General features: G+C 53.7%; 23 protein-coding genes. 17 read left to right on the forward strand and 6 right to left on the reverse strand.

The features are described from left to right. Positions 1 to 4 precede the first annotated feature (4 nt). Together FDW92_RS13740 and FDW92_RS13745 are read left to right on the forward strand one after the other, a co-directional pair. A complete protein-coding gene (locus FDW92_RS13740; protein ID WP_094301039.1) occupies positions 5 to 439 on the forward strand; it encodes a tripartite tricarboxylate transporter TctB family protein in 435 nt (144 codons plus the stop codon). Positions 440 to 449: 10 nt separating this feature from the next. Then, on the forward strand, positions 450 to 1964 hold the full coding sequence (locus FDW92_RS13745) for a tripartite tricarboxylate transporter permease (RefSeq protein WP_042313169.1): 1515 nt from the start codon (positions 450 to 452) through the stop codon (positions 1962 to 1964). A 34-nt stretch (positions 1965 to 1998) separates the two neighbouring features. On the opposite strand, the gene FDW92_RS13750 is transcribed toward FDW92_RS13745, so the two are convergent. Continuing rightward, complete coding sequence (locus tag FDW92_RS13750) at positions 1999 to 2889, reverse strand: LysR family transcriptional regulator (RefSeq protein WP_042313167.1); 891 nt, start codon at positions 2887 to 2889, stop codon at positions 1999 to 2001. Positions 2890 to 2987: 98 nt separating this feature from the next. Here FDW92_RS13750 and FDW92_RS13755 point away from each other — a divergent pair, with 98 nt between their 5' ends. From FDW92_RS13755 to csiR, 7 genes are all read left to right on the forward strand, one after another. After that, positions 2988 to 3590, forward strand: coding sequence for a short chain dehydrogenase (locus FDW92_RS13755; protein WP_042313164.1), 603 nt, complete (start codon positions 2988 to 2990; stop codon positions 3588 to 3590). 259 nt (positions 3591 to 3849) lie between these two features. Then, a complete protein-coding gene (gene glaH, locus FDW92_RS13760) occupies positions 3850 to 4827 on the forward strand; it encodes a glutarate dioxygenase GlaH (RefSeq protein WP_042313161.1) in 978 nt (325 codons plus the stop codon). Positions 4828 to 4846: 19 nt separating this feature from the next. Beyond that, complete coding sequence (gene lhgO, locus FDW92_RS13765; RefSeq protein WP_042313158.1) at positions 4847 to 6115, forward strand: L-2-hydroxyglutarate oxidase; 1269 nt, start codon at positions 4847 to 4849, stop codon at positions 6113 to 6115. A gap of 23 nt (positions 6116 to 6138) precedes the next feature. Beyond that, the gene (gene gabD, locus FDW92_RS13770) at positions 6139 to 7587 is read left to right on the forward strand and encodes an NADP-dependent succinate-semialdehyde dehydrogenase (RefSeq protein WP_042313155.1); all 1449 of its coding nucleotides are present in this window, start codon (positions 6139 to 6141) and stop codon (positions 7585 to 7587) included. A gap of 25 nt (positions 7588 to 7612) precedes the next feature. Then, on the forward strand, positions 7613 to 8896 hold the full coding sequence (gabT, locus tag FDW92_RS13775) for a 4-aminobutyrate--2-oxoglutarate transaminase (protein ID WP_042313152.1): 1284 nt from the start codon (positions 7613 to 7615) through the stop codon (positions 8894 to 8896). A gap of 141 nt (positions 8897 to 9037) precedes the next feature. Continuing rightward, positions 9038 to 10438, forward strand: coding sequence for a GABA permease (gene gabP / locus FDW92_RS13780; RefSeq protein WP_042313149.1), 1401 nt, complete (start codon positions 9038 to 9040; stop codon positions 10436 to 10438). Between the two features lie 45 nt (positions 10439 to 10483). After that, positions 10484 to 11170 (forward strand): DNA-binding transcriptional regulator CsiR, encoded by a 687-nt coding sequence (gene csiR / locus FDW92_RS13785; protein WP_042313148.1) that lies wholly within the window; start codon positions 10484 to 10486, stop codon positions 11168 to 11170. 12 nt (positions 11171 to 11182) lie between these two features. Here csiR and lysM read toward each other — a convergent pair whose 3' ends face one another. Next, the gene (lysM, locus tag FDW92_RS13790) at positions 11183 to 11632 is read right to left on the reverse strand and encodes a peptidoglycan-binding protein LysM (protein WP_038632949.1); all 450 of its coding nucleotides are present in this window, start codon (positions 11630 to 11632) and stop codon (positions 11183 to 11185) included. A 98-nt stretch (positions 11633 to 11730) separates the two neighbouring features. Next, positions 11731 to 11889, reverse strand: a complete 159-nt coding sequence (locus FDW92_RS13795; RefSeq protein WP_038632951.1) for a YqaE/Pmp3 family membrane protein — start codon at positions 11887 to 11889, stop codon at positions 11731 to 11733. 185 nt (positions 11890 to 12074) lie between these two features. Between FDW92_RS13795 and FDW92_RS13800 the strand changes: the two genes are divergently transcribed. From FDW92_RS13800 to FDW92_RS13810, 3 genes are all read left to right on the forward strand, one after another. Further along, on the forward strand, positions 12075 to 12374 hold the full coding sequence (locus FDW92_RS13800; RefSeq protein ID WP_006687216.1) for a metalloregulator ArsR/SmtB family transcription factor: 300 nt from the start codon (positions 12075 to 12077) through the stop codon (positions 12372 to 12374). Positions 12375 to 12383: 9 nt separating this feature from the next. Then, the gene (locus FDW92_RS13805) at positions 12384 to 12911 is read left to right on the forward strand and encodes a rhodanese family protein (protein WP_042313146.1); all 528 of its coding nucleotides are present in this window, start codon (positions 12384 to 12386) and stop codon (positions 12909 to 12911) included. A gap of 80 nt (positions 12912 to 12991) precedes the next feature. Continuing rightward, positions 12992 to 13171, forward strand: coding sequence for a hypothetical protein (locus FDW92_RS13810; RefSeq protein ID WP_038632960.1), 180 nt, complete (start codon positions 12992 to 12994; stop codon positions 13169 to 13171). A gap of 36 nt (positions 13172 to 13207) precedes the next feature. Here the strand turns inward: FDW92_RS13810 and stpA are convergent, their stop codons facing one another. Further along, positions 13208 to 13609, reverse strand: a complete 402-nt coding sequence (gene stpA, locus FDW92_RS13815) for a DNA-binding protein StpA (RefSeq protein ID WP_042313142.1) — start codon at positions 13607 to 13609, stop codon at positions 13208 to 13210. A 549-nt stretch (positions 13610 to 14158) separates the two neighbouring features. Here stpA and alaE point away from each other — a divergent pair. Beyond that, a complete protein-coding gene (gene alaE, locus FDW92_RS13820) occupies positions 14159 to 14608 on the forward strand; it encodes an L-alanine exporter AlaE (protein ID WP_003037259.1) in 450 nt (149 codons plus the stop codon). A gap of 15 nt (positions 14609 to 14623) precedes the next feature. Here alaE and FDW92_RS13825 read toward each other — a convergent pair whose 3' ends face one another. Both FDW92_RS13825 and FDW92_RS13830 read right to left on the reverse strand, forming a co-directional pair. Further along, positions 14624 to 14974: a DUF2002 family protein gene (locus tag FDW92_RS13825; protein ID WP_042313139.1), complete on the reverse strand. Its 351-nt coding sequence runs from the start codon at positions 14972 to 14974 to the stop codon at positions 14624 to 14626. A gap of 123 nt (positions 14975 to 15097) precedes the next feature. Continuing rightward, positions 15098 to 16432, reverse strand: a complete 1335-nt coding sequence (locus tag FDW92_RS13830) for a PLP-dependent aminotransferase family protein (protein WP_042313137.1) — start codon at positions 16430 to 16432, stop codon at positions 15098 to 15100. 90 nt (positions 16433 to 16522) lie between these two features. Here FDW92_RS13830 and FDW92_RS13835 point away from each other — a divergent pair, with 90 nt between their 5' ends. The 4 genes from FDW92_RS13835 to nrdE all read left to right on the forward strand — a co-directional run bounded on the left by FDW92_RS13835 (position 16523) and on the right by nrdE (position 20004). Continuing rightward, positions 16523 to 16954: a carboxymuconolactone decarboxylase family protein gene (locus FDW92_RS13835; protein ID WP_042313134.1), complete on the forward strand. Its 432-nt coding sequence runs from the start codon at positions 16523 to 16525 to the stop codon at positions 16952 to 16954. 280 nt (positions 16955 to 17234) lie between these two features. Then, complete coding sequence (gene nrdH, locus FDW92_RS13840) at positions 17235 to 17480, forward strand: glutaredoxin-like protein NrdH (RefSeq protein ID WP_042313131.1); 246 nt, start codon at positions 17235 to 17237, stop codon at positions 17478 to 17480. Then, on the forward strand, positions 17477 to 17887 hold the full coding sequence (gene nrdI / locus FDW92_RS13845) for a class Ib ribonucleoside-diphosphate reductase assembly flavoprotein NrdI (RefSeq protein ID WP_042313128.1): 411 nt from the start codon (positions 17477 to 17479) through the stop codon (positions 17885 to 17887). The genes nrdH and nrdI overlap by 4 nt, the downstream gene beginning before the upstream one ends. Continuing rightward, positions 17860 to 20004: a class 1b ribonucleoside-diphosphate reductase subunit alpha gene (nrdE, locus tag FDW92_RS13850; RefSeq protein WP_137400644.1), complete on the forward strand. Its 2145-nt coding sequence runs from the start codon at positions 17860 to 17862 to the stop codon at positions 20002 to 20004. Before nrdI ends, nrdE begins: the two co-directional genes overlap by 28 nt. Positions 20005 to 20008 lie beyond the last annotated feature (4 nt).

A 20008-nucleotide genomic window follows, 5' to 3' on the forward strand; every position in this document is an offset into this window, starting at 1 on the left:
AAAGATGATGAGCGATCGTATTTTTGCAGGTATCTGGCTGTTGCTCTGTATAGCCGGGCTGTTCGTGGCCTGGCAAATCAGCAGCGAATACAGCTATGAGCCGGTTGGCCCGCGTCCCTTTCCGCTGGGCATTATCAGCCTGATGCTGTTATGCGCCGTGGCGCTGCTGTTGCGCCACCCGGACACCATCAGTTGGCCTCGCCGTCATGTGCTGCAAAAGCTGCTGACGATGGTGATTGTTCTGTTGATGTACGCCTGGGGTTTTGAATGGCTCGGTTTTCCCATCGCCACCGCCATTCTTACCGTGGTGATTGGCATGCTGTTCGGCGCAACCATTCCGGCTGCGGGTATTTCCGGCGCGGTCCTCGGTATTCTGTTGTGGTATGCCTTCGACCGGCTGCTTGACGTCACCTTACCACTCGGCGCCTGGCTGGGTTAACGGAGAAACGATGGATACCTGGATTTATCTTTCTCAGGGTTTCGCGGTGGCGATGACGCCGGAAAACCTGGTTATCGCCTTGATTGGCTGCTTTGTCGGCACCATCGTCGGGCTGCTGCCCGGCCTCGGGCCTATCAACGGCGTGGCGATCCTGCTGCCGCTGGCTTTCGCTTTGCACCTGCCGGCTGAATCTGCGCTGATCCTGCTGGCGACGGTCTACATTGGTTGTGAATACGGCGGGCGTATCTCCTCCATCCTGCTGAACGTGCCCGGCGATGCGGCAGCGATTATGACTGCGCTGGATGGCTACCCGATGGCGCAGCAAGGGCGCGGCGGCGTCGCGCTCTCTATCTCGGCGGTCAGCTCATTCTTTGGTTCGCTTATCGCTATCGGCGGCATCATTCTGTTTGCCCCAGCGTTAGCCCAATGGTCGCTGGCCTTCGGTCCGGCGGAATACTTTGCCTTAATGGTTTTCGCCATTGCCTGTCTCGGCAGCATGATGGCGCAAAATCCACTGAAATCATTTCTGGCAGCGCTTATCGGTCTCGGCCTTGCGACCGTCGGCGTGGACGCCAACACCGGGGTTTATCGCTTTACCTTTGACAGTGTTCATCTCTCCGACGGCGTGCAGTTTATCGTGGTAGTGATTGGGTTGTTCTCTGTCTCAGAAATACTGTTAATGCTGGAACATACCAGCAGTGGCCAGACGCTGGTGCGTAAAACGGGCCGCATGTTGTTCAATGCCAAAGAAGGCGCGCAGTGCGTGGGCGCCACCCTGCGTTCATCGGTGATCGGCTTTTTCGTCGGCGTCCTGCCTGGCGCAGGGGCAACCATTGCCAGCGCTATCACTTACATGACCGAGAAAAAGCTCAGCGGCAACAGCGACAGCTTCGGCAAGGGGGATATTCGCGGTGTGGCGGCACCTGAGGCCGCGAACAATGCCTCGGCCTGTGGCTCTTTTATTCCGATGCTGACGCTCGGCGTTCCAGGCTCCGGCACCACGGCAGTGATGATGGGCGCGCTGACCCTGTACAACATCACTCCTGGCCCGGCGATGTTCACCGAACAACCGGATATCGTTTGGGGACTGATTGCGGCGCTGCTGATTGCCAACGTGATGCTGCTGGTGATGAACATCCCGCTGATCGGTCTGTTTACCCGTATGCTGACCATCCCACTGTGGTTTTTGGTGCCCGCTATCGCAGCAGTCTCAGCGGTAGGCGTGTACGCCGTTCACAGCACTACCTTTGATCTGGTGTTGATGGTCGCCCTTGGCGTACTGGGCTACATTCTGCGTAAGATGCACTTCCCGATGTCGCCATTGATTTTAGGCTTCGTGCTGGGCGAAATGCTGGAGCAAAACCTGCGTCGGGCGCTGTCTATCAGTAACGGCAGCATGGATATTCTGTGGGCCAGCGGCGTAGCAAAAGTGCTGCTGGTGATGGCGGTACTGGTTATCGTGATCCCGCCGGTGCTGCGCCTGATCCGTAAGCGTAACAGCAAACCGCAGGTGGATATCGGCTAGTAATATGCCGGATGGGCATCGCCATCCGGCATTTTCATCTTAATTCCTGAACTGCACTAAGAACGTGCTCGACAAACCGCGTCAGTTTCGGCAACGCACGCAAATCTTGCCGCCACAGCAAATGAATGGGTCGCGGCTGCGGCGTAAACGCCTCCAGCACCCGCACCAGTCTGCCAGTAGCTAACTCTTCCGCCAGCAGCACCTCCGGTTGTAACAGCAGCCCCGCCCCCGCCACTGCCGCCATACGCAGGCCATGACCATCGTTACAGCGCAGGATCGCATCGCGTTTCCATCTGACTTCGCCCCCTGCGCCCGGTAGCATCCATTCGTTGCGGGCCGTCCAGACGGTGTGGGACAGGCACAAATGATCCACCAGATCCGCGGGCGTGAAGGGGGTGCCATGACGAGCGAGATAATCCGGCGAAGCGCAAATCGCCATACGGTACGGACACAGATATTTCGCCACCACATCAGTCTGATGGATATCGCCAATGCGGATCGCCAGGTCAACCCCTTCATTCACCAGATCGACCATCCGATTGGTCAGATCCAGTTCAATTCGCACTTCCGGCCAGGCCTGTAAAAACGAGGCGGCCAACGGCGAGATCACGCAGGCGCCAAAGGAGGTTGGCGCGCTGATGCGCAGCGTCCCCGCAGGCGCCAGCCGCAGACGCTCCACTGAACGTTCGGCTATCGTCACCTGTTCCAGCACACGCCGGCCCTCTTCAAAATAGACTCGTCCGGCATCGGTCAGGCTCTGGCGGCGAGTGTTGCGCTCCAGCAGGCGCGTACCGAGTTGCGCTTCAAGGTGGGTGATATATTTCCCCACCATCACCGCAGACATCCCCAGTCGCGTTGCCGCGGTGGTAAAGCTCCCGCTCTCCACCACCGCGATAAACGTTTCCATGCCGCGCAGCTTATCCATATTGCAAACCTCTGGTTAGTAATCATCTAACTTTTAGCCAGTTTATCCGATTTCATTTTCATTAAAGAATAGCGGCTCACACTATTGCGGAGGTGGTTATGAAAATTGTTATTGTTGGTGCCAGCGGTACGGTGGGTCGTGCGGTTACAGAAACATTAAGCCGTAAACATGAAGTGATCCGTGTGGGTCGCAGCCAGGGTGATTACCAGGTCGATATCACCTCCCAGAAGAGTGTCGAGGCATTGTTTGAAAAAGTCGGTCGGGTAGACGCGATCGTTTCCGCCACCGGCAATTTGTTCTTTGGGCCGTTATCCACCATGACCGATCGGGATTTTAATCAGGGTTTACAGGATAAGCTGTTAGGGCAAATACGACTGGCCTTAACCGGGCAGCATTACCTCAATGATGGCGGCTCGATTACGCTCATTAGCGGTATTATCGCTCATGAACCCATCGCGCAAGGCACAAATGCGGCAACAATCAATGCCGGTCTGGAAGGGTTTGTTCGCGCAGCAGCCTGTGAATTGGGTCGTGGACTGCGCATCAACCTGATTAGCCCAACCGTACTCAGTGAATCCGCCGCAGCCTATGACGATTTCTTCCCGGGCTTCGAAAGCGTCCCGGCCGCCACCGTAGCCAACGCCTATCGCCGCAGTGTGGAAGGCATCCAAACGGGTCGCATTTATCAAGTCGGTTACTGACTTGCCGCTGTCGCTGGTTTATCGCCAGCGACAGAATAATTAACCCTATGTTTTAAAATACATTTTCTTGCCAATCTTCCCTCTGCTCGCAGATATCCTCACCTTTTATAATGTTAAATAATTGTTGCTTTTGATCACAAATAAGAAACAAACAAGTTCATTCTGTGCGCGTTTTTCAAAAATGTAGATATTTTTAATTTATGGCTACGAAACGAGCTGCGCCATATCTCCCTGACAATCTACTGAGAGGATCGATTTGATGAACGCACTGACTGCCGTACAACCGAACGCTGAAGATCCAGCCCAGCACTACAGCGGTTTCACACTGAAACCATCAGTCCAGTCTCCACGTCTGCTGGAGCTGACTTTTTCTGCCGAGACCACTGAGCAATTTCTACAGGCCGTCGCGCAGTGGCCGGTGCAGGCCCTGGAATACAAATCTTTCTTGCGTTTCAAAGTGGGCAAGATCCTCGATGATTTGTGCGGCAACCAGTTACAGCCCCTGCTGCTGAAAACGCTGCTCGATCGTGCCGAAGGGGCGCTGCTGATCAACGCCGTCGGCGTGGATGACGTGGCGCAGGCTGAAGAGATGGTCAAGCTGGCAACGGCGGTCGCGCATCTGATCGGACGCTCCAATTTTGATGCGATGAGCGGTCAATACTATGCCCGTTTTGTGGTGAAAAACGTCGATAACTCAGACAGCTATCTGCGCCAGCCGCACCGTGTTATGGAGCTGCATAACGACGGAACCTACCTCGAAGAAATCACCGATTACGTACTGATGATGAAGATCGACGAGCAGAACATGACCGGCGGTAACTCGCTGCTGCTGCACCTCGACGACTGGGAGCATCTGGATCAGTACTTTACCCATCCGTTGGCGCGTCGTGCGATGCGCTTTGCCGCCCCGCCAAGCAAAAACGTCAGCAAGGATGTGTTCCATCCGGTGTTTGACGTTGACCTGTTGGGCCGCCCGGTAATGCGCTACATCGACCAGTTCGTCCAGCCAAAAGACTATGAAGAAGGCGTCTGGCTGAGCGACTTGTCCGATGCGCTGGAAACCAGCAAGAACATTATTTCCGTTCCGGTTCCCGTGGGTAAATTCCTGCTGATTAACAACCTGTTCTGGCTGCACGGTCGCGACCGCTTCACCTCGCACCCTGACCTGCGCCGCGAACTGATGCGCCAGCGTGGTTATTTCGCTTACGCGACCAACCACTACCAGACCCATCAGTAAGCGCGAAGGAAAAAAGCGGATGTATGATTTTGTGATTATTGGCGGCGGTATTATCGGCATGTCGACCGCCATGCAACTGATTGATGTCTATCCGGACGCCAGAATCGCGCTGCTGGAAAAAGAGTCCGGCCCGGCCTGTCACCAGACGGGCCATAACAGCGGCGTGATTCATGCCGGGGTTTATTACACGCCTGGCAGCCTGAAGGCGCAGTTTTGCCTGGCCGGAAATCGCGCCACCAAAGCCTTTTGTGATCAAAACGGCATCCGCTACGACGTCTGCGGGAAAATGCTGGTTGCCACTTCCGCTCTGGAAATGGAACGCATGCGCGCGCTATGGGATCGCACCGCCGCTAACGGCCTGGAACGCGAATGGCTGAATGCGCAGGAGCTACGCGAGCGTGAACCCAATATCACCGGGCTGGGCGGCATTTTCGTCCCGTCGAGCGGGATCGTCAGCTACCGCGAAGTAACCGCCGCGATGGCAAAGATTTTCCAGGCCAAGGGCGGTGAGATTGTTTATAACGCCGAGGTCAGCGCGCTGAAAGAGCATGCCGCGGGCGTGATCGTCCATACGCGTCAGGGTCAGGAGTATGAAGGGTCAACGCTGATTAGCTGTTCTGGCCTGATGGCGGACCGACTGGTGAAAATGCTCGGCGTTGAACCCGGCTTTATCATCTGTCCGTTCCGTGGCGAATACTTCCGTCTGGCGTCAGAACATAATCAGATAGTCAATCATCTGATCTACCCGATCCCCGACCCGGCGATGCCGTTTCTCGGTGTACATCTCACCCGCATGATTGATGGCAGCGTCACGGTGGGACCCAACGCGGTACTGGCATTTAAACGCGAAGGCTACCGCAAACGCGATTTCTCACTCAGCGATACGCTGGAGATCTTCGGCTCTTCCGGCATCCGCCGCGTACTGCAAAACAACCTGCGCTCCGGGCTTGGCGAAATGAAGAATTCACTGTGCAAAAGCGGCTACCTGCGGCTGGTGCAAAAGTATTGTCCGAGTCTGACGCAGAAAGATCTGCAACTGTGGCCTGCAGGCGTGCGGGCGCAGGCTGTGTCTCCGGACGGCAAGCTGATCGACGATTTCTTGTTTGTCACTACGCCACGCTCCATTCATACCTGCAACGCCCCTTCTCCGGCGGCGACGTCAGCGATCCCTATCGGCGCGCATATTGTCGGCAAAGTTCATGCACTGCTGGAGAGCCAGAGTAATCCCGGACGCACGCTGCGTGCGGCACGTAGCGTGGAGACATTACACGCCGCATTCACCCGTTAACATGATTAAGACAGGAAGCAATTATGCAACTGAACGATCCAACCTTATTTCGCCAACAGGCGTTGATTGACGGCAACTGGCGTGACGCCAACAACGGCGAGACCATCGCAGTAACGAATCCCGCCAACGGTCAGCAATTGGGTAGCGTACCGAAAATGGGGGCGGATGAAACCCGTGAAGCCATTAACGCCGCGAACCGCGCTCTACCCGCCTGGCGTGCACTCACCGCCAAAGAGCGGGCCAATATTCTGCGTCGCTGGTTCAACCTGATGATTGAACATCAGGACGATCTTGCTCGTCTGATGACCCTGGAACAGGGTAAGCCGCTGGCGGAAGCCAAAGGCGAAATCACCTATGCCGCCTCATTTATTGAGTGGTTTGCCGAAGAGGGCAAACGCATTTATGGCGATACGATCCCCGGCCATCAGGCAGATAAGCGTCTGATCGTCATCAAGCAACCAATCGGCGTGACCGCCGCGATTACGCCGTGGAACTTCCCGGCGGCGATGATCACCCGCAAAGCCGGTCCGGCACTGGCGGCGGGTTGCACCATGGTGCTTAAACCGGCCAGCCAAACCCCCTACTCCGCACTCGCGCTGGCAGAGCTGGCTAATCGCGCGGGGATCCCGGCTGGCGTATTCAGCGTGGTGACCGGTTCAGCAAGCGCGGTCGGCAACGAACTGACCGGCAACCCGCTAGTGCGCAAACTGTCATTTACCGGCTCCACCGAAATTGGCCGTCAGCTGATGGAACAGTGTGCCAAAGACATCAAGAAGGTGTCACTGGAGCTGGGCGGCAATGCGCCGTTTATCGTCTTTGACGATGCCGATCTCGACAAAGCCGTGGAAGGCGCGCTGGCGTCGAAGTTCCGTAACGCCGGGCAAACCTGCGTCTGCGCCAACCGTCTGTACGTTCAGGCCGGTGTGTATGACCAGTTTGCCGAAAAACTCGAACAGGCGGTGAGCAAGCTGCGCCTCGGTGATGGTCTGCAACCAGATGTCACTACCGGGCCGCTGATCGACGAAAAAGCGGTCGCCAAAGTGCAGGAGCACATCGCCGATGCCCTGGATAAAGGCGCACGCATTATCGCTGGCGGTAAACCTCATGCGCTGGGCGGGAACTTCTTCCAGCCCACCATTCTGGTCGATGTGCCGGACAACGCGAAGGTCGCCAAAGAAGAGACATTTGGCCCGCTGGCGCCGCTGTTTCGCTTTAAAGACGAAGCTGACGTCATCGCACAGGCCAATGACACCGAGTTTGGCCTGGCAGCCTATTTCTACGCCCTTGATTTAAGCCGCGTCTTCCGCGTTGGCGAAGCGCTGGAGTACGGCATCGTCGGGATTAACACCGGCATCATCTCCAACGAAGTCGCCCCATTTGGGGGGATAAAAGCCTCCGGTCTTGGCCGTGAAGGATCGAAATACGGCATCGAAGACTACTTAGAAATCAAATATATGTGCATCGGCCTTTAATAAAACAAATACTGGAGAACACCTGATGAGCACCAACAAAGAACTTATGCAACGTCGCAGCAACGCCGTTCCCCGTGGCGTAGGACAGATCCACCCTATTTTTGCCGAGCGGGCAGAAAATTGCCGGGTCTGGGACGTTGAAGGCCGCGAATTCCTCGATTTTGCTGGCGGTATTGCGGTGCTGAATACCGGTCACCTGCACCCGCAGATTGTTTCTGCGGTAGAAGCGCAGTTGAAAAAACTGTCGCATACCTGCTTCCAGGTGCTGGCCTATGAGCCATACCTGGAGCTGTGCGAAATCATGAACAAGAAAGTGCCGGGCGATTTCGCCAAGAAAACTCTGCTGGTGACCACCGGTTCTGAAGCCGTGGAAAACGCGGTGAAAATTGCCCGCGCCGCCACCAAACGTACAGGTACGATCGCCTTCAGCGGCGCTTATCATGGTCGTACCCACTACACCCTGTCTCTGACCGGAAAAGTAAATCCGTACTCTGCCGGAATGGGACTGATGCCGGGTCACGTCTATCGCGCGCTGTATCCTTGCCCGCTGCATGGCATCAGCGAAGACGATGCTATCGCCAGCATTCACCGTATTTTCAAAAATGATGCCGCGCCGGAAGACGTTGCCGCCATCGTAATTGAACCCGTCCAGGGCGAAGGCGGTTTTTACGCGGCCACCCCGGCATTTATGCAGCGTCTGCGCGCCATTTGTGACGAACACGGGATCATGCTGATTGCCGATGAAGTGCAGAGCGGCGCAGGCCGCACCGGTACGCTGTTCGCCATGGAGCAGATGGGCGTTGCGCCCGATCTTACCACTTTCGCCAAATCTATCGCTGGCGGCTTCCCGCTGGCAGGGGTAACCGGTCGCGCCGAAGTCATGGACGCCATCCCGCCGGGTGGCCTGGGCGGTACCTATGCCGGTAACCCGATTGCCTGTGCCGCCGCGCTGGCGGTGCTGAACATTTTTGAACAGGAAAATCTGCTGCAAAAGGCCAACGAACTGGGGCAAACCTTGCGCGAAGGCCTGCTTGCTATCGCCGAAACGCATCGCGAAATTGGCGACGTGCGTGGGCTGGGGGCGATGATCGCCATCGAACTGTTCGAAGACGGCGACCATACGAAGCCAGACGCCAAACTGACCGCGGAAGTGGTGGCCCGCGCGCGTGATAAAGGGCTGATCCTGCTCTCCTGCGGACCTTACTACAACGTACTGCGCATCCTTGTCCCGCTGACCATTGAAGATGCGCAAATCCGCCAGGGGCTGGACATCATCGCCCAGTGTTTTGCTGAGGCGAAGCAGGGCTAACCCTATAAAAAACGCAATCCATAGGCCGGATAAGGCGGAGCCGCCATCCGGCACATAGGGTCAATAACAATAATACGCGTGCCCCGGCGCGGGAATGCCGGGGTGCTCTCCCAAGTGAAATACTTTCGAGAGGTTTAAAAGATGGGGCAAGTGTCACAATCACATGATTTAGGGGGCGGGCTGAAATCACGCCACGTCACCATGCTGTCTATTGCCGGGGTTATCGGCGCGAGTTTATTCGTAGGTTCAAGCGTGGCGATTGCAGAAGCCGGTCCCGCCGTATTATTAGCTTATCTGTTTGCCGGACTTTTGGTGGTGATGATTATGCGCATGCTGGCCGAAATGGCCGTCGCCACCCCGGATACCGGCTCCTTTTCCACCTACGCCGATAAAGCCATCGGCCCATGGGCAGGTTATACCATCGGCTGGTTGTACTGGTGGTTCTGGGTGTTGGTTATCCCATTGGAGGCCAATATTGCCGCCATCATTCTGCATTCCTGGATCCCTGGCATACCTGTCTGGTTATTTTCTCTGGTTATCACGCTGGCATTAACTGGCAGTAATTTGCTGAGCGTCAAAAATTACGGTGAATTCGAATTCTGGCTGGCGCTGTGCAAAGTGATTGCCATTCTGGCGTTTATTGTCCTCGGCGCGGTGGCGATTAGCGGTTTCTATCCTTATGCCGAGGTTAGCGGCGTTTCACGCCTGTGGGATCAGGGCGGCTTTATGCCGAACGGTTTTGGCGCCGTACTCAGCGCGATGCTGATCACCATGTTCTCCTTCATGGGCGCAGAGATTGTCACCATCGCCGCCGCCGAGTCCGACACCCCGGATAAACACATCGTCCGCGCTACCAACTCGGTTATCTGGCGTATATCCATCTTCTATCTGTGCTCCATTTTCGTGGTGGTGGCGCTGATCCCATGGAACATGCCGGGGCTAAAAGAAGTGGGTTCTTACCGCTCGGTCCTGGAGTTATTGCATATCCCACACGCGAAGTTGATCATGGACTGCGTCATTTTGTTGTCGGTGACCAGCTGTCTGAACTCCGCGCTGTATACCTCATCCCGTATGCTCTATTCCCTGAGCCGTCGTGGCGATGCCCCCGCCTTTATGGGGAAAACTAACCGCAGTAAAACGCCTTACGTGGCGGTGTTACTGTCTACGGGGGCGGCGTTCCTCACCGTGGTGGTCAACTATTACGCCCCGGCCAAAGTGTTTAAATTCCTGATCGACAGCTCTGGCGCTATCGCTCTGTTGGTTTATCTGGTAATCGCTATTTCCCAACTGCGGATGCGCAAAATTCTGCTAGCGCGAGGTGGTGAAATTAAACTGAAAATGTGGCTTTATCCGTGGCTTACCTGGCTGGTCATCGCCTTTATTATCTTTGTGCTGGTGGTCATGCTCTTTCGCCCGACGCAACAGCTGGAAGTCATCTCTACCGGGTTATTAGCCATAGGAATTATTTGCACGGTGCCCATTATGGCACGCTGGAAAAAACTGCTATCGTGGCAAAAAGCACCCTTGCAAAATACGCATTAAATCTGTTCCCGGCGCACGCCGGGACATTTATTCAGGAGTAAGACCATGACCGCCATTCCCCAACCGACGGCCATTGATGGATACCGCTGGCTAAAGAACGACATCATCCGCGGTATTTATCAGCCTGATGAGAAACTGCGTATGAGCCTGCTGACCTCGCGCTACGAGCTTGGCGTAGGACCGCTGCGCGAAGCGCTTTCACAGCTGGTGGCGGAGCGACTGGTCACGGTAGTCAATCAGAAGGGGTATCGTGTCGCCCCGATGTCCGAGCAGGAATTGCTCGATATTTTCGATGCCCGCGCCAATATGGAGGCCATGCTGGTCGCGCTGGCCATCGAACGCGGCGACGACGCCTGGGAAGCGGAGATTTTAGCCCGGGCGCATATGCTCAGTAAGCTTGAAGCCGTGGACGCCAGTGAACAGATGCTTGATGAATGGGATCTGCGCCATCAGGCGTTTCACTCGGCGATTGTCGCCGGCTGCGGTTCCCAATATCTGCTGCAAATGCGTGAACGATTGTTTGATTTAGCGGCGCGTTACCGGTTTATCTGGCTACGTAAAACGGTGCTGTCAGTTGAGATGCTGGAAGATAAACACGATCAGCATCAAACGCTGACCGAAGCGATTCTTGCACGCGATGCCGTGCGCGCTAGCGAATTAATGCGCCAGCACCTGCTGACGCCGATTCCAATTATTCAACAGGCGATGTCCGGCAAGCTGCTGACGGAATAAGCCTGCACTTCATCATTCTTCCGGAATACGTAACACCTGCCCGGGATAAATTTTATCCGGGCTTTTCAGCATCGGTTTATTCGCTTCGAAGATTTTATTGTACAGGTTAGCGTTACCGTAAACCTGTTTGGCAATAGCGCTCAGGGTATCGCCCGCTTTCACGGTATAAAACTGACTTTCGCTCGCGGGTGCAGAGGTTTTGACCTGATCGTCTACGCTGGCGATACCGGAGATATTACCAATCGCAATCAGGATTTTCTCTTTCGCCTCCTGGCTTAATCCATCACCAGAAACGGTGGCCTTGCCTTCGTTAATTTGGACGTTCACCTTATCTGCATCGGGGATGCCGGTTTTATTCAGGTGTTCCTGCACCTTCTTCGCCAGATCGGCCGTGTCATGATTTCCGGTGACCGCATCCCAAAGTTTTTCACCTGCATCTTTCACAAAATTGAAGAGTCCCATATCCACCTCGGTTATTAACAAGCAACACCAGGAAGTGTAGCAGAGGAGAGAGGCCGGCAAAGAAAACGGCGCAAATGCGCCGTTTATGAAAGGAAATCTTAATTACGCGTTTGTACCCAGAAGGCGTGGATCAAACCTGGAATGTAGCCCAGCAGCGTCAGAACGATATTAAGGATAAACGCCCAGCCGAATCCTTTTCCCAGCAGTACGCCAAGCGGGGGCAGAATAATAGTGAAAACGATTCTCCAGAAACCCATACAAACTCCCTACAAGCAAAAAAGTTAATCATTGTTTAAAAAGAGATTTTATCTCTAAGAGTAGTCATTCTACTCAAATCTGCCAGCCTTCCCCTGTTGTTTTACCCTCTTTTACGCTCTTTACGCTGGCGTACGTTGGTTTTTTATTTTAGAATTTACTTAATTTAGAATATACTTAAATACATATGACAGAACTTGAACAACTCCAGGCCAGCGCTGAACAGGCGGCCGCTCTGCTCAAAGCGATGAGTAACCCGAAGCGGTTGCTGATTTTGTGCATGCTCTGCGGTTCGCCCGGTACCAGCGCAGGCGAGTTAGCACGCGCTACCGGCCTGAGTCCTTCCGCTACTTCACAGCATCTGGCGCGTATGCGCGAAGAAGGTCTGATAGACAGCCAGCGCGATGCCCAGCGCATCCTTTATTCCATTAAAAATGCGGCTGTGAATTCGCTGATCGCCACATTAAAAACACTGTATTGCCCATAAGGAACCATCATGACCATTGGGACGATTTCCCCGCGCGAGGCGCAGACGCTGGTCGCGCAAGGCGCAAAACTGATTGATATCCGCGATGCCGACGAGTACCTGCACGAGCATATTCCTGAGGCGCATCTGGCACCGTTACCCACACTTGAGCAGGGATCGTTGCCTGCGAATTTACGCGCCGAGCAGGTGATTTTTCACTGCCAGTCAGGCAAACGCACACAAAATGCAGCGAACAGGCTCAGCGCCATTGCCGCGCCAGCACAAGTCTGGTTGCTTGAAGGTGGAATTGATGGCTGGAAAGCCGCAGGTTTACCGGTGGCAAAAGACAGTTCCCAACCGTTGCCGCTGATGCGTCAGGTGCAAATAGCCGCAGGTAGTCTTGCCTTACTTGGCGTCATTCTGGGTTACGCCGTCAGCAGCGCCTTCTTCCTGCTGAGCGGTTTTGTGGGTGCCGGGCTGATACTCGCTGGCGTGACCGGCTTTTGCGGCATGGCGCGGTTGCTGGACAAAATGCCCTGGAATCGTCGTACTCATTAAGCGGTAATACCTGAAACAGCGCTGTACCCGTCGATTGACGTGATCTATGGTGAGTTGTGCAATAAATAAAGGAGCGCAATATGTTTAAACCTGGCGATCTGGTTCAACCACGCATGGGCGGGCCTAAACTGAAAGTTGTCGAAGTCAACGAAGATCAAATTGTGGCGGTACAAGCCAGTAATGAAAGCGGTGAAAAATTCACACTGAAAGCAGCTGACGTGACGCGATATACCGAAGACGGTGATTTCGGCGTCTGCTGAAAACAGGCGGTGAGGACACCCTCACCGCATTTATAATTAGATTAAAAAGTCATCAAGAGATTTACCGGCAGCCAGCGCTTGGGCAATTGGCTTTGGTGTACGGCCTTGGCCGGTCCATGTTTTTGTTTCACCGTTGAAATCGATAAAACGATATTTCGCCGGGCGTGGTTGACGTTTTTTGGCTGCCCGCGACGTCGCTGGCGTCATACTCAGCAACTCTTCCGGATTGATCCCATCTGCCTGCATCAGGGCCAGCAAATTATTAATTTTTTCCTGCTGTTCTGCACGTTGGCGCTGAATCTGTTCTTCTTCATCGCGGCGTTCTTTGGTTACTACTCTGAATTTTTCGAGCATATCTTCGAGTACATCAACGGAAAATTCACGCGCCATTACACGCAGCGAGCGGATATTATTTAAGTTTTTTAACATTGAACTCATATTAACAAAACCTCTTTAACGTAAAAATGGTATCACGCCAAATATTGTATGCAACTGATTATTATTTTTCCAGTCTAATTTTTTCACAGATTATTAAACAAATAGCCATTCCCGTTATTTAAATGGCTATCCTGAAACCTGACATCAAATATTTTATATTCCCTGGATAGTCACTGTAAATATACTCGCATAACGTCTCAGCACATCGTCTGATAAACACATCACTTTATTGTCCGGGACCGGCACGCGCACATTCTGAACATCAGTCAACTTTCAGAAAAGGAGCGCAAAAAATTCAGAAAAACAAGTCTCCATAACTTATTGATATAAAATACTTTTAATTAGCTAAACAACGAAAACACCAAAACGAACAAAAATCAAACCAATACAGAGCATTTTATCGACAAAAAGACAATAAATAAAAATTTTAAGCTAGTTGCTAGTTATTATCCAGGCAGATATCCTATTGAAACGCGAAAGCAGCAAGACAAATCACTATCATCAAAGGTATTCAAAACCTTTTTTCCCCTTTTTACAAGGAGCATTAACATGTTCTCTCCGCAGTCACGCTTGCGTCATGCTGTAGCAGACACGTTCGCGATGGTTGTTTATTGTTCTGTCGTGAACATGTTGATCGAGATATTCCTTTCTGGAATGAGCTTTGAACAGTCACTGTACTCCAGACTGGTGGCCATCCCTGTCAATATTCTGATCGCCTGGCCATACGGCATGTACCGTGATTTGTTTATGCGCGCGGCACGTAAAGCCACGCAGGCTGGATGGGCAAAAAACCTGGCGGACGTGCTGGCTTATGTCACCTTCCAGTCGCCGGTTTACGTGATTATTCTGTTGACGGTTGGCGCGGACTGGCACCAGATTACGGCTGCGGTAAGTTCGAACATCGTGGTATCGATGCTGATGGGCGCAGTATACGGCTACTTCCTTGATTATTGCCGCCGCCTGTTTAAGGTCAGCAGCTATCACCAGGCTAAAGCCTGACACGCCTCTCCGTTATTAGTTAGCGTTAACGTCGCCAAATAACCCACTCAGATAACGCTCAAGTGCAATACGTGAACTAAAGCCGTGAGGAATACCATAATGCTCATGGTTCTCTCCGGCTAAATACAACGGGAATTGCTGGTAGTGATCGCAGGTTTTAATGTCTGTCGCAGGTTCCGCCAGTGAAGAGCTGCGCTCTTTAAGCGTGGGATGGATGACTAAGGCGGTACGTCCCATACGTGCTTCCCGGTTAACGTACACATAATTTTCACCACGTCGATAGCCGTACGTTTTCGGCGTCACTACATCAACGGTAAAGCCCACTTTTTCAAGTACGCGCGCCACCTCATCAGGTCGTAAATACATATTATTTTCCTCGTTATCTTTTACTGCGGGCTTACCTTACCTGATTCAGCATTAGCAACGCTTTCAGAAAAGTCCATAAACGAGTGAAGACGGTGGGACGAATATCTTAAGAACCGTGCAGATTTACGTCAGCGCCTGCCGCAATTGATATGCCGCCTGCAGCGCCATTTCCGCTGAGCTAATATTGGTAAATGACAATAATATTCCCCCTTGTCCGTTCGGCGTTATACGCCACTGGCTCAAGGCTTGTACAGCCAGACCTGCCCGATTCGCTTTACGGACTAACGCAACATCGTCTGCGTCTACACTCATCACCAGTTGAATCCCACCCTCTTGCGGGAGCACGCTAAAACCGTGTTCGGTCAGGGCACTTTCCATCCACTGACGTCGCTGGGCATAATGTTGACGCATGCGTTTTAAGTGCCGCCAGAAGTGCCCCTCACGCATAAAATCCGCCAACGTTTGTTGCCATAAAACCGGAACGCTACAGGCCGCTAGCGCCACCTGCTGGCGAAAATGTTCGACCTGAGTCATGGGCACCACCAGCCATGCCGTGCGCAGAGCAGGAAACATTGATTTACTGAACGTTCCGGCATAAATCACCCGCTGCGGCGCATCCAGACTTTTTAACGGCGGCAACGGTTTACCGTGGTAGCGAAATTCACTGTCATAGTCATCTTCGATAATCCATGCCTGCGTGCGGGCCGCCCACTCCAGCAACTGATGACGACGCTCCAATGAAAGGGCCACTCCCAGCGGGCTTTGATGCGCGGGTGTAAGCAAAACAAAGCGCGCCTGCGGGTAATCTCGGATCCCAGCGCAAACATCCAAACCATTGGCATCAACAGGAACCGGCATCAGCGCAATTCGCTCCTGAGCCACCACCGGTCTGATCAACGGAAAGCCGGGATCTTCGACCCACATCCCTTCACCGGGTTGAGACAGCGCGCGCAGGATTAGCGTCATCGATGCCGCATAGCCAGAAGTGATAAAAACCTGCTCCGGCTGGCACTCAATGCTGCGCGAAACGCGCAGGTAATCAACAATCGCCTGACGCAGCCCCCTTTCGCCGCAAACATCCCCCACAGCCAGATCAAAACGCGTTTGGGTGCGCAAACGTCGGCCCATCACCCGCGCCCAGACTTCACGCGGGAAGAGATCGAGTGCGGGTAACCCCATCTGAAAAGGTTGTGGTCTGGGATTTTCTCCTGCGAAGATAGTGGGAGCCGTAGGCGCGGTCTCTGGTCGCAATTGCTCGCTGACAAAAGTTCCCGCCTGCCCACGTCGAGCCAGCCAGCCCTGCGCCACCAGCTCGGAATAGGCATGTTCCACCGTCGAACGCGAAACCCCAAGTTCCTGGGACCACGTCCGGCTTGAGGGCAATCTTGTGCCTGGTTTGAGTTCACCGGTCTCAATGGCATTTTTTAACTGGCGGGCGATTTGTTGATAGCGCGGCATTTATGGTCTGCTTTTTTTGCAACAATATGGCTCTCTGTAGCAGTCCATTATAGTGCTACATTGCGGGTTATCCAAACGAGGAGAGATACCATGACAATGTTACGCCAGCCCTATTATGAACTCAGTCCTGAAATTTATAACGCTCTGGTTCAGGCCAGCAAAGCGCTGGAAAATTGCGCGCTGGAACCTACGCTGACGGAACTGCTGTACCTGCGGGTCTCGCAAATCAACGGCTGCGCATTTTGCCTGGAAATGCACAGTAAGGCGCTGCGCAAAGCAGGCGTTGCGCAGGCCAAACTTGACGCGCTGGCAGGTTGGCGAGTGAGCCACCATTTCAGTGAGCAGGAACGTGCGGCGCTGGCGTGGGCCGAATCAGTCACTCATATCGCCAGCACCCACGCGGAAGATGATGTTTATCTGCCGTTGCTTGACCATTTTAGCGCCAAAGAAATCAGCGATCTGACGTTTGCCATCAGCCTAATGAATTGCTTCAACCGCCTGGCGGTTGGGATGCGCATGTAATTCTGCCCTGCCGGATGGCAGTATAAATGCCTTATCCGACCTACGATGTGTTCCCCTGTAGGCCGGATAAGACGCGACGCGTCGTCCTCCGACACCCCGTCATGCTACATATCCCTTCCCCCGTCACGCTCATCACTTTCCCCTTCATCAATCTAAAATTCCCATATCTTGTATGGTTGAATCTTTTTAAAACTACATCTAGTATCATTTCTATCAAGACACCTACAATCCGACGCTATCAATCGCGTCGATCTTTTACCCATAAATGGAAATACGAATCATGCGTATTGTTATTTACACTCGTAATAACTGTGTTCAGTGCCACGCCACTAAGCGGGCAATGGAAAGCCGTGGGTTTGACTTTGAGATGGTAAATATTGATTTGCAGCCCGATATGGCTGACAGCCTGCGCGATCAAGGCTTTCGTCAGTTACCGGTCGTCGTCGCCGGGGAAACCAGTTGGTCCGGGTTTCGCCCGGACATGATCAACCGTCTGCGTCCACAACCCCATATGGTCAGCGCATGAGCCAGCTCGTCTACTTCTCCAGCAGCTCCGAAAATACACACCGCTTTATCCAGCGTCTGGGGCTGCCTGCCATCCGCATTCCGCTTAACGAACGCGAGCGGATGCGGGTAGACGAACCTTACATTTTAATCGTGCCGTCCTACGGTGGCGGCGGAACGGCGGGTGCGGTTCCGAGACAGGTGATCCGCTTTTTAAACGATCCGCACAACCGCGCGTTAATCCGTGGGGTGATTGCCTCCGGCAATCGCAATTTCGGTGACGCCTATGGTCGCGCGGGTGAGGTCATCTCACAAAAATGCGGCGTGCCGTGGCTCTACCGCTTCGAGCTGATGGGCACCCAAAGCGATATCGACAACGTTCGACAAGGAGTGAGTGAATTTTGGCAACGACAACCGCAGAACGCATAACCCAGCCCACGCTGGATTATCACGCCCTGAACGCCATGCTGAATCTGTACGATCAGGCCGGGCGTATTCAGTTCGACAAAGACCACCAGGCGGTAGAGGTTTTTTTGGCCACGCATGTCCGCCCCAACTCGGTAGCGTTTGCCAGCCCGCAGAAGCGCCTGGAAACATTGATAGATGAAGGCTATTACGATGCCAGCGTGTTAGCTCGTTACGATCGCGCGTTTGTGATAAAGCTCTTTGCCCACGCTCACGCCAGCGGATTCCGGTTCCAGACGTTCCTCGGTGCGTGGAAGTTCTATACCAGCTATACGCTGAAAACATTTGATGGTAAGCGTTATCTCGAAGATTTTGAGGATCGGGTAACGATGGTGGCGCTCACGCTGGCGCAGGGAGATGAAACGCTCGCCATGCAGCTTACCGATGAAATGCTCTCCGGGCGCTTTCAGCCCGCCACGCCAACCTTCTTAAACTGCGGCAAACAGCAGCGCGGGGAGCTGGTTTCCTGCTTCCTGTTACGCATTGAAGACAACATGGAGTCCATTGGCCGGGCGGTTAACTCTGCGCTGCAACTTTCCAAGCGCGGTGGCGGCGTGGCGTTTTTGCTCTCTAACCTGCGCGAAGCAGGTGCGCCGATTAAACGCATTGAGAATCAGTCCTCCGGCGTAATCCCGGTAATGAAAATGCTGGAAGATGCGTTTTCTTATGCCAATCAACTCGGCGCGCGTCAGGGTGCGGGCGCAGTGTACCTGCACGCACACCATCCGGATATTTTACGTTTTCTGGATACCAAACGTGAAAACGCCGACGAGAAAATCCGTATCAAAACCCTGTCGCTTGGCGTGGTGATCCCGGATATCACCTTTAAACTGGCCAAAGAGAATGCCGACATGGCGCTGTTCTCACCCTATGACGTGGAACGCATTTACGGCAAAGCGTTCGGCGATATCGCCGTCAGTGAACGCTATGACGAACTGCTTGCCGATGAACGTGTGCGTAAAAAATACATTAACGCCCGCGATTTCTTCCAGCGGCTGGCTGAGATCCAGTTTGAGTCCGGCTACCCTTACATCATGTTTGAAGATACGGTGAATCGCGCCAATCCGATTGCCGGTCGTATTAACATGAGCAATCTGTGCTCCGAAATTTTGCAGGTTAACAGCGCCTCCACCTACGATGAAAATCTCAACTACGCGCAGACCGGACACGATATCTCCTGCAACCTCGGCTCGCTGAATATCGCCCATACCATGGATTCCCCGGATTTTGGTCGTACCGTGGAAACGGCGGTTCGCGGCTTAACCGCCGTTTCGGACATGAGTCATATTCGCAGCGTACCCTCGATTGCAGCCGGAAACAGCGCATCGCACGCGATTGGTCTTGGTCAGATGAACCTGCACGGATATCTGGCGCGGGAAGGCATCGCCTACGGCTCGCCGGAAGGGCTGGATTTCACCAATATCTACTTTTACACCATCACCTGGCATGCGCTGAATACGTCAATGAAGCTCGCCCGCGAGCGTGGTAAAGCCTTTGCCGGATTCAGGCAGTCTCGCTATGCCAGCGGCGAGTATTTTAGCCAGTATCTGCAGGGTGACTGGCAGCCAAAAACCGACAAAGTTCGCGCGCTGTATGCCGCCAACGGCATTACGCTGCCGACGCGTGAGATGTGGTCGCAACTGCGTGAAGATGTGATGCGCTACGGCATTTATAACCAGAATTTACAGGCAGTTCCGCCAACCGGCTCTATTTCCTACATCAACCATGCGACGTCCAGTATTCACCCAATCGTGTCAAAAGTGGAAATTCGCAAAGAGGGCAAAACCGGGCGCGTTTACTACCCTGCTCCTTTTATGACCAATGACAATCTGGCCTTGTATCAGGATGCCTACGAGATTGGCCCACAAAAGATCATTGATACCTATGCAGAAGCGACGCGCCATGTCGATCAGGGACTGTCGCTGACGCTCTTTTTCCCCGATACCGCCACTACCCGCGATATCAACAAAGCGCAGATCTACGCCTGGCGTAAGGGCATCAAATCGCTGTACTACATCCGACTGCGTCAGTTGGCGCTGGAAGGGACCGAAATCGAAGGTTGCGTGTCATGCGCGCTGTAAGGAG

Origin of the sequence: Citrobacter sp. wls706 (assembly GCF_005281305.1) — a bacterium.
Classification (GTDB): Bacteria; Pseudomonadota; Gammaproteobacteria; order Enterobacterales; family Enterobacteriaceae; genus Citrobacter; species Citrobacter werkmanii.

What these genes read in the sequence shown, in the direction of transcription:
- FDW92_RS13755 (WP_042313164.1), top strand. Translation starts at nt 2,988, where the DNA reads ATGAAAATTGTTATTGTTGGTGCCAGCGGTACGGTGGGTCGTGCGGTT.
- FDW92_RS13810 (WP_038632960.1), top strand. Translation starts at nt 12,992, where the DNA reads ATGTTTAAACCTGGCGATCTGGTTCAACCACGCATGGGCGGGCCTAAA.
- FDW92_RS13830 (WP_042313137.1), bottom strand. Translation starts at nt 16,432, where the DNA reads ATGCCGCGCTATCAACAAATCGCCCGCCAGTTAAAAAATGCCATTGAG.
- FDW92_RS13750 (WP_042313167.1), bottom strand. Translation starts at nt 2,889, where the DNA reads ATGGATAAGCTGCGCGGCATGGAAACGTTTATCGCGGTGGTGGAGAGC.
- nrdI (WP_042313128.1), top strand. Translation starts at nt 17,477, where the DNA reads ATGAGCCAGCTCGTCTACTTCTCCAGCAGCTCCGAAAATACACACCGC.
- csiR (WP_042313148.1), top strand. Translation starts at nt 10,484, where the DNA reads ATGACCGCCATTCCCCAACCGACGGCCATTGATGGATACCGCTGGCTA.
- nrdH (WP_042313131.1), top strand. Translation starts at nt 17,235, where the DNA reads ATGCGTATTGTTATTTACACTCGTAATAACTGTGTTCAGTGCCACGCC.
- FDW92_RS13825 (WP_042313139.1), bottom strand. Translation starts at nt 14,974, where the DNA reads ATGTATTTACGACCTGATGAGGTGGCGCGCGTACTTGAAAAAGTGGGC.
- FDW92_RS13745 (WP_042313169.1), top strand. Translation starts at nt 450, where the DNA reads ATGGATACCTGGATTTATCTTTCTCAGGGTTTCGCGGTGGCGATGACG.
- FDW92_RS13795 (WP_038632951.1), bottom strand. Translation starts at nt 11,889, where the DNA reads ATGGGTTTCTGGAGAATCGTTTTCACTATTATTCTGCCCCCGCTTGGC.
- lhgO (WP_042313158.1), top strand. Translation starts at nt 4,847, where the DNA reads ATGTATGATTTTGTGATTATTGGCGGCGGTATTATCGGCATGTCGACC.
- gabP (WP_042313149.1), top strand. Translation starts at nt 9,038, where the DNA reads ATGGGGCAAGTGTCACAATCACATGATTTAGGGGGCGGGCTGAAATCA.
- FDW92_RS13800 (WP_006687216.1), top strand. Translation starts at nt 12,075, where the DNA reads ATGACAGAACTTGAACAACTCCAGGCCAGCGCTGAACAGGCGGCCGCT.
- glaH (WP_042313161.1), top strand. Translation starts at nt 3,850, where the DNA reads ATGAACGCACTGACTGCCGTACAACCGAACGCTGAAGATCCAGCCCAG.
- stpA (WP_042313142.1), bottom strand. Translation starts at nt 13,609, where the DNA reads ATGAGTTCAATGTTAAAAAACTTAAATAATATCCGCTCGCTGCGTGTA.
- FDW92_RS13805 (WP_042313146.1), top strand. Translation starts at nt 12,384, where the DNA reads ATGACCATTGGGACGATTTCCCCGCGCGAGGCGCAGACGCTGGTCGCG.
- FDW92_RS13740 (WP_094301039.1), top strand. Translation starts at nt 5, where the DNA reads ATGATGAGCGATCGTATTTTTGCAGGTATCTGGCTGTTGCTCTGTATA.
- lysM (WP_038632949.1), bottom strand. Translation starts at nt 11,632, where the DNA reads ATGGGACTCTTCAATTTTGTGAAAGATGCAGGTGAAAAACTTTGGGAT.
- FDW92_RS13835 (WP_042313134.1), top strand. Translation starts at nt 16,523, where the DNA reads ATGACAATGTTACGCCAGCCCTATTATGAACTCAGTCCTGAAATTTAT.
- gabD (WP_042313155.1), top strand. Translation starts at nt 6,139, where the DNA reads ATGCAACTGAACGATCCAACCTTATTTCGCCAACAGGCGTTGATTGAC.
- alaE (WP_003037259.1), top strand. Translation starts at nt 14,159, where the DNA reads ATGTTCTCTCCGCAGTCACGCTTGCGTCATGCTGTAGCAGACACGTTC.
- gabT (WP_042313152.1), top strand. Translation starts at nt 7,613, where the DNA reads ATGAGCACCAACAAAGAACTTATGCAACGTCGCAGCAACGCCGTTCCC.